This window comes from Bacillus sanguinis (assembly GCF_018332475.1).
GTDB lineage: Bacteria > Bacillota > Bacilli > Bacillales > Bacillaceae_G > Bacillus_A > Bacillus_A sanguinis.
This window is the reverse complement of sequence record NZ_BOQB01000372.1, coordinates 1-6,426: the sequence shown is the minus strand read 5'-3', so window position 1 is coordinate 6,426 and position 6,426 is coordinate 1. Positions and strand designations below refer to the sequence as shown.

The window sequence follows — 6,426 nt, the reverse complement described above, 5'->3', positions numbered from 1 at the left end:
ATACAAAAGGCCAACCGCATGTACGGTTGGCCTTTTTTCTTTATATTAATTTCCCGTCTCGAAGCGTCAATATACGATCACATACATCAAGCATTCTTTCATCATGTGTAATCATAATGGCTGCTTTTTGGCTCTCTTTCACTTCACGTTTCATCATTTCCACAACTTCACGTGCACGTTTTGAGTCTAAGCTTGCCGTTGGTTCATCTGCTAATATTAAATCTGGATTGTTCATGAACGCACGAGCGATTGCTACCCTTTGTTTTTCCCCGCCAGATAGTTGATTTGGATAATGATTCTTTCTTTCTCCTAATCCAAATGCCGCTAATAAATGATCTGCACGCTTTTCGGATTCTTGTTTACTTTCTTTTTTTAGCTTTGCAATGTAAAGCAATTGTTCTTTCACATTTAAATAGGGAACAAGGTTTGCAAACTGGAAAATGAAGCCGATTTTTTTCAAACGAATGTCTGTCATTTCCTTTTCTGATAACTTCGTAATATTTTGCTCACGAATGTAAATATCCCCTTTTGATGGTGATAGTAATGCACCCGCGATTGATAATAACGTACTTTTCCCTGATCCAGAAGGACCGACGATTCCGATAAACTCTCCAGCTTTCACGTCAAGCGATATCGGATGAAGGGCTGTTACTTCCGTATTCCCTTCTCCGTACACTTTACTTACTTTGTCTAATTTTAATAATGAAGTCATTACATCCCGCCTCCAATTGCTTCTAATGCATCAACTTTTAATACTTGGTATAACGAAATAAGTGTTCCTAAAATACTAATGACGATAAAGATTGCTGCATATTGTGCAATCATCGGTGTTGTTAATAAGAACGGCATACCTGCTGGTAAAATTTGTTCTAACCCTTGTACAAGAACGATACTAATTACCATCGCAACGACTGATAAGAATAACGCCTGTACGACTAAACTATTTGCTAAATACGAGTTCTTCGTACCAATTGCTTTTAATACGCCTAATTGCTGTGTTTTTTGCAGTGTAATGACGTAGAAGAATACGCCGATTAATAACGCAGCGATAACAAGTAAGAACGCAATGATCATCGTTAACGTTCCTTGCTCTTCTTTAAATCCTGGAATACTTTGCAGTACTTCTTTTTTGTCAATTACGTGTGCATTTTTTACTTCTTTATCTGTATTAAGTGCAATTGCACTATAATCTTTTTGGTTTGGTTGTGAAATAGCGCCCCATACGTCTTCATTTACATAAACGACTGGTGTATGGCTAAACATTTGATTTTTCGTAAATCCAACGATTTTAAATTCTTTCTTTGAAACAGGATCAATAATTGTATCCCCAATATCGATTCCTTTTTCTTTAATTGATTCGTCAGCAACCATTTCGTTGTTTGCTGTACCTAACTTCTCACCTTCTACAATTTTCGGTTCTAAAAATGAATCGCGTTCACTTGAGAAAATAGCGACATCAACTTTTTTCGAACTACCTTTCTTTTCATAAGTTGAATTTTTCACGCGAAACGGAACAGCCTCTTTCTCGCCTACTTGATTTACGACGTTATCTACATCATCTTGCTTAATTTGTGAACGAAGTAATTTATTTTCCGCATCATCTGCTAAAACGAACTTATTTGCCTCCATATTTTGAATCGATGAAGCATTATCATATGATAATCCGTTTGCTAATCCTGAAATCACAAGGACTAAAAATGATAATAACACCATAATCAATCCGATTAATCCGTATCTTAATTTTGATTGTTTTAATTCACGCAGAGCTAAAAACATTTCGCTCGCTCCTTTCTCTTACTTTCTATGCACTTATCATAAAAAAGAAATATGAACGGAGTATGAACAGAAGATTACATAGTAAAAATTAAATTTTCAGAAAGTATTGAAAACAATTCGAATCCTTGATACAATTCAGTCAAATAATATTGACCGAGTAATTTTATTTAAGGAGTTGATCATTTTGAAGCCCATGTTAACACTCACTACTTATAGCCAACTAAAAACATTAAGTGATCCACTACGTGCCGAAATGATGATGCGACTATGCGAACGTCCTTATACTGGACAATTACTATCTGAGAAATTCGGCATTTCAAGGGCGAAAATTCATTATCATTTAAAAGAATTAGAAAAGAATAGTCTTATAGAGATTGTTTATACAGAAGAAAAAAATGGGATTGTTCAAAAGTTTTATCAATCTGTCGCTAAAGGCTTCACCCCTGCCGCAGATCTATTACCTCATTTAGAAATATTAAGCGAATCAGGTCGCCAAATTTTTTTAAAAATGATAGAAAGAACGCAAAGCCAAATTCTCGCTGCACCAGAAGAAGCTTTTATATTAAGAAAAGAAAGCGAAGCTCCTGCTGATTGGAATTACGTTTCATCTTGCTGGGAGTTTGATGCTACGCCAGAACAATTTCAAGTGTGGGTGAAAAAGTTTCATCAATTGATGGCTGAATTAAACGAGATCACAGAAGGTGCAGATAAAAATCCAAATAGTAAACCTTATTATATTTCTACTACTGCACTTCAAATCGCTGAGAGAACAATGCAGCAATTTATTAAAAAAGAAGAAAAATCGTAATACGATTTTTTTTACACAAACGGTCAATTTTATTTTACCGAATAAAATTTTTATAAAGGAGTAGATTAAATGGACATATTGAAAAACCGGAATTTCCTCTTATTATTTTTAGGAAGAATTTTCACAAACATAGGAGACCGCTTGTATTATGTAGCGGCGATGTGGCTCGTATATAAGCTGAGTGGTAATCCTTTTTATTCTGGATTAGCAGGTTTTCTTACGTTATTACCTTCTGCACTTCAATTTCTTACCGGTCCATTCGTTGATAGATGGTCAATTAAAAACACCCTCGTCATCACACAAGTTCTGCAATGCATCCTTATTTTAATCATTCCTATTACACACTACTTCGACCTATTAACAGTCCAACTACTACTCATCATTATGCCAATCGTAGCCTTTATCGAACAATTCGCCTATCCCGCACAATCGAAAGCTTTACCACTTCTACTGCATAAAACACAATTATTAAAAGGAAATTCACTCTTCTCATTTGCATATCAAGGCATTGATTTAATTTGCACGACTCTTTCTGGAATATTAGTAGCACTATTTGGCGCCATTACTTTATATGTAATCGACTCTTTTACATTCGCGATTACTGCCCTTTTGTTCTTTTCATTAAAAATGCCAAACCAAACAGAAACGAGCACATCACTTTCAACTAAACAATATTTCTCTGATTTAAAAGAAGGTTTTTCAATCGTCTTTCGTTCTTTAATGGGCGTATTCTTAATCGGTTCCGTTGTTGCCAATTTTTCAATCGGTATGACGATGGCGATACTCCCTTCATTCGCTGATTCTTTAGGTGGTGTGAAATCATACGGCTTCTTCTTAGCTGCTATATCAGCCGGTAGTTTAATTGGAGCGCTATTCAGTTCATGGGTTGGCAAACGTAACGTTGGCCGTGTCTCTATTATTGGCTTTGCGACTGGTGCTATCTTTTGGTTTCTCTCTACGGTTGTACCGTTTCAATGGTTATCTATTTTCTTATTCGGCCTAGCTTGGGTACCGATTGGTGCAACCAACATATTATTTGCGACAATTAGTCAAATTGTAATTCCAAATCAATATATTGGACGCATCAACTCAGTCATGCGAAGTATGGGCACAATTGCGATGCCTTTTGGTTCTTTAATTGGCGGATACACCGCAAATGTATTTAGTAGCCAACTCATTTTCGCACTCGCTAGCATAGGGATTTTCTTCATTTCTCTCGTATGGCTAATTCATCCGAAATTACGAGCACTGCCGAAAGCTGATGAGATTACAGCGGATACTTTTGAAATTCGGTTTAAGGAAGAACGCGGGAAAGGTGCGGCTTTATAGCAGGAATACAGTACATGAAATTTATATCAGCGATTTTCAAAATATATCAGCGCAACTCGAATTATATCGGCGATTTTTCAAATATATCAGCGCAACTCGAATTATATCAGCGATTTTCCAGTTATATCGACTTACCGAAAAAAAACGACAAAAAAGAGGCCGTTCCGAAACAGCCTCTTCCCTCTATTTTGGAAGCTCCACCCGAACAGTCGTCCCTTCCCCCTTCGCACTATACACCGAAACGTTTCCATGATGCAGTTCAACAATCTTCTGTACGATCGATAATCCTAAACCACTACCTTCTACGTTTCTCGCTCTCGCTGTATCTACTTTGTAAAAACGATCAAAAATACGTTCCATTTCTTCTTTTTCCATTCCGATTCCGTTATCGGATATAGAGATAATGACACTAGACTCTAACTCTTCAACGAAAAACTCAATCGTCCCAGCATCGTTTGAAAACTTAATACTATTCGTAAAAATATTACTCCATACTTGATGAAGCAAGTTTTCATCACCTTGAATAGTAATGTCCGGCACATCAAACTCAACAGCGATATCTTTCTCTCGCCATTTCCATTCGAGCATAAAAATGACATCTTTAATTTGTTTTTGTAAATTGAATTCTTTTATTTGTAATACTTTCTCTTCTTTATCTAAAGAAGCTAGCGTAAGTAACTGTTTACATAAACTAGACATTCGCTTACTTTCGCCCTCAATAATTCGTAAGTAATGGTTTCTTTCTTCTTCACTCATTTTTTCTGTTTGCAATGTTTTCGAAAATCCTTGTATGGAAGAAAGCGGTGACTGGAATTCATGTGAAACGTTCGAAACGAATTCTTGTCTCATTTCATCTAGTTCCTTTATACTTTTCGTCATCTTTTGAAAGTTTGTAGATAACGTACCAATTTCATCTTTTCGCTTTACGTCTAATTCAATTTCATATTCACCACTCGCAATTTTTTGCGTAGCCTTCGTAAATTTACGAATGGGACGAACGATATAACCTGCTGCAATCGCTATAAAAATGATACTTAATACAACGATGAAACCGAGTAATACCGCTAGAAAAATTCGCATCTCGCCAAATTGGTTCTGAATGTCCGGACGAATAAATAAAGCATACTGTTGATCACCGTGTTTTACCGGGACACCGACACTATTAATTAATTCATTATCGAAAAACCCTGTAATAAACAATCGCGTTGGATATGTGGAAACGCCGTTAAACGTTTCCCCTTGCAACACTTTATGAACAGTATCATCACTAATAGACGTTTTACGAAATGCATTCCCGATACGCTTTCCATTCTTTTTGTCATCGACAATATAAATTTCATATCCTAACTTTGCAATAGAATGCAAGTATGCCTCTTGATTTCCTTCACTTTGCTTTTCATATAATGACTTAACTTCTTCCGCATACGCTAAAATCTTCTCACTATTGTACGGTTTTAACTTCACTTGATAATATACGTTCGTTAATAAAAAACCGATAATACTACTAAGAAGCATAATCCCCACTGTCATAAAAACAAATCTAGAATATAGTGATTTCATCTTATTTCAGCTCCAACTTATAGCCGAGTCCGCGTACTGTTGTAATTTGAAAATCATCCGTGCGTTTTGAGAAGCGATCTCTCAGTCGTTTCACATGAACGTCAACTGTTCGTTCATCTCCTTCAAAATCCATTCCCCATACTAATTCAATTAATTCTTCTCTTGAAAATGTTCTTCCAGGATAACTAGCCAGTTGCGATAACAACTCAAATTCTTTTAATGGAAGCAAAATCGTTTGACCGTTACACTTCACTTCAAACCCTTTTCGATCAATTGTTGTACCGTGTAGTGTAATAATATCAGCACTCAGCATTTGATAACGACGTAGTAATGCTTTCATACGGAAAATGACTTCAGCTGGCTCAAATGGTTTTACAATATAATCGTCCGTACCAGAAATGAATCCTTTTTCTTTATCAACTAACTGATCTTTCGCAGTTAATAAAATAACTGGTATATCATGATACTTCCGGATTTCTTCACATAACGTATAGCCATCAACAAACGGCATCATAATGTCTACTATCGCAAGATGAATATTTTCTTTCTCTAATACACCTTGCGCTACCTTTCCATCCTCTGCTTCAAAAACTTTAAACCCCTCTTTTTGTAAATGGTAATGCAACAACTCTCTAATATGCTTATCATCATCAGCTAATAAAATATGTATCATCTTCATTAAACCCTCTCTTGTTCAACCTTCTACATCCTTACCTTAAGAAACAATTGGATTTTTTGCAAGAAAAAGAAAAGCCGAATGCTATGATATGTTTTCTTGGAATTAGAACACTATGAATATTTTCTTGCAACAAATGTATAAAGCCTTGTTAGCTTGAAGAAGATTGCAAAAACAGTCAGCCTTCAAATGAATAAGTAATATAGAAATTATATACTTATACTCGTTAAATAATATTTTAGTTTGATCTCTATCTAACATATATAACTTCTTTCAT

General features: G+C 35.6%; 6 protein-coding genes. 2 read left to right on the top strand and 4 right to left on the bottom strand.

From position 1 onward, the window contains the following. Positions 1 to 40: 40 nt before the first annotated feature. Complete coding sequence (locus KI369_RS26255; protein WP_212958401.1) at positions 41 to 712, bottom strand: ABC transporter ATP-binding protein; 672 nt, start codon at positions 710 to 712, stop codon at positions 41 to 43. Further along, entirely contained in the window at positions 712 to 1,776 is a 1,065-nt protein-coding gene (locus KI369_RS26250; protein ID WP_212958399.1) for an ABC transporter permease, read from the bottom strand. Before KI369_RS26250 ends, KI369_RS26255 begins: the two co-directional genes overlap by 1 nt. A gap of 184 nt (positions 1,777 to 1,960) precedes the next feature. Here KI369_RS26250 and KI369_RS26245 point away from each other — a divergent pair, with 184 nt between their 5' ends. Both KI369_RS26245 and KI369_RS26240 read left to right on the top strand, forming a co-directional pair. Further along, complete coding sequence (locus KI369_RS26245; RefSeq protein ID WP_212958396.1) at positions 1,961 to 2,584, top strand: ArsR/SmtB family transcription factor; 624 nt, start codon at positions 1,961 to 1,963, stop codon at positions 2,582 to 2,584. Between the two features lie 69 nt (positions 2,585 to 2,653). Then, complete coding sequence (locus tag KI369_RS26240) at positions 2,654 to 3,913, top strand: MFS transporter (RefSeq protein WP_212958394.1); 1,260 nt, start codon at positions 2,654 to 2,656, stop codon at positions 3,911 to 3,913. A 183-nt stretch (positions 3,914 to 4,096) separates the two neighbouring features. On the opposite strand, the gene KI369_RS26235 is transcribed toward KI369_RS26240, so the two are convergent. After that, the gene (locus KI369_RS26235; RefSeq protein WP_212958392.1) at positions 4,097 to 5,473 is read right to left on the bottom strand and encodes a sensor histidine kinase; all 1,377 of its coding nucleotides are present in this window, start codon (positions 5,471 to 5,473) and stop codon (positions 4,097 to 4,099) included. 1 nt (position 5,474) lies between these two features. Further along, on the bottom strand, positions 5,475 to 6,152 hold the full coding sequence (locus KI369_RS26230) for a response regulator transcription factor (RefSeq protein WP_000781971.1): 678 nt from the start codon (positions 6,150 to 6,152) through the stop codon (positions 5,475 to 5,477). Positions 6,153 to 6,426: the final 274 nt, after the last annotated feature.

Coding starts and splice junctions, on each gene's coding strand:
- KI369_RS26255 (WP_212958401.1), bottom strand. CDS start 712: ATGACTTCATTATTAAAATTAGACAAAGTAAGTAAAGTGTACGGAGAA.
- KI369_RS26250 (WP_212958399.1), bottom strand. CDS start 1,776: ATGTTTTTAGCTCTGCGTGAATTAAAACAATCAAAATTAAGATACGGA.
- KI369_RS26240 (WP_212958394.1), top strand. CDS start 2,654: ATGGACATATTGAAAAACCGGAATTTCCTCTTATTATTTTTAGGAAGA.
- KI369_RS26235 (WP_212958392.1), bottom strand. CDS start 5,473: ATGAAATCACTATATTCTAGATTTGTTTTTATGACAGTGGGGATTATG.
- KI369_RS26230 (WP_000781971.1), bottom strand. CDS start 6,152: ATGAAGATGATACATATTTTATTAGCTGATGATGATAAGCATATTAGA.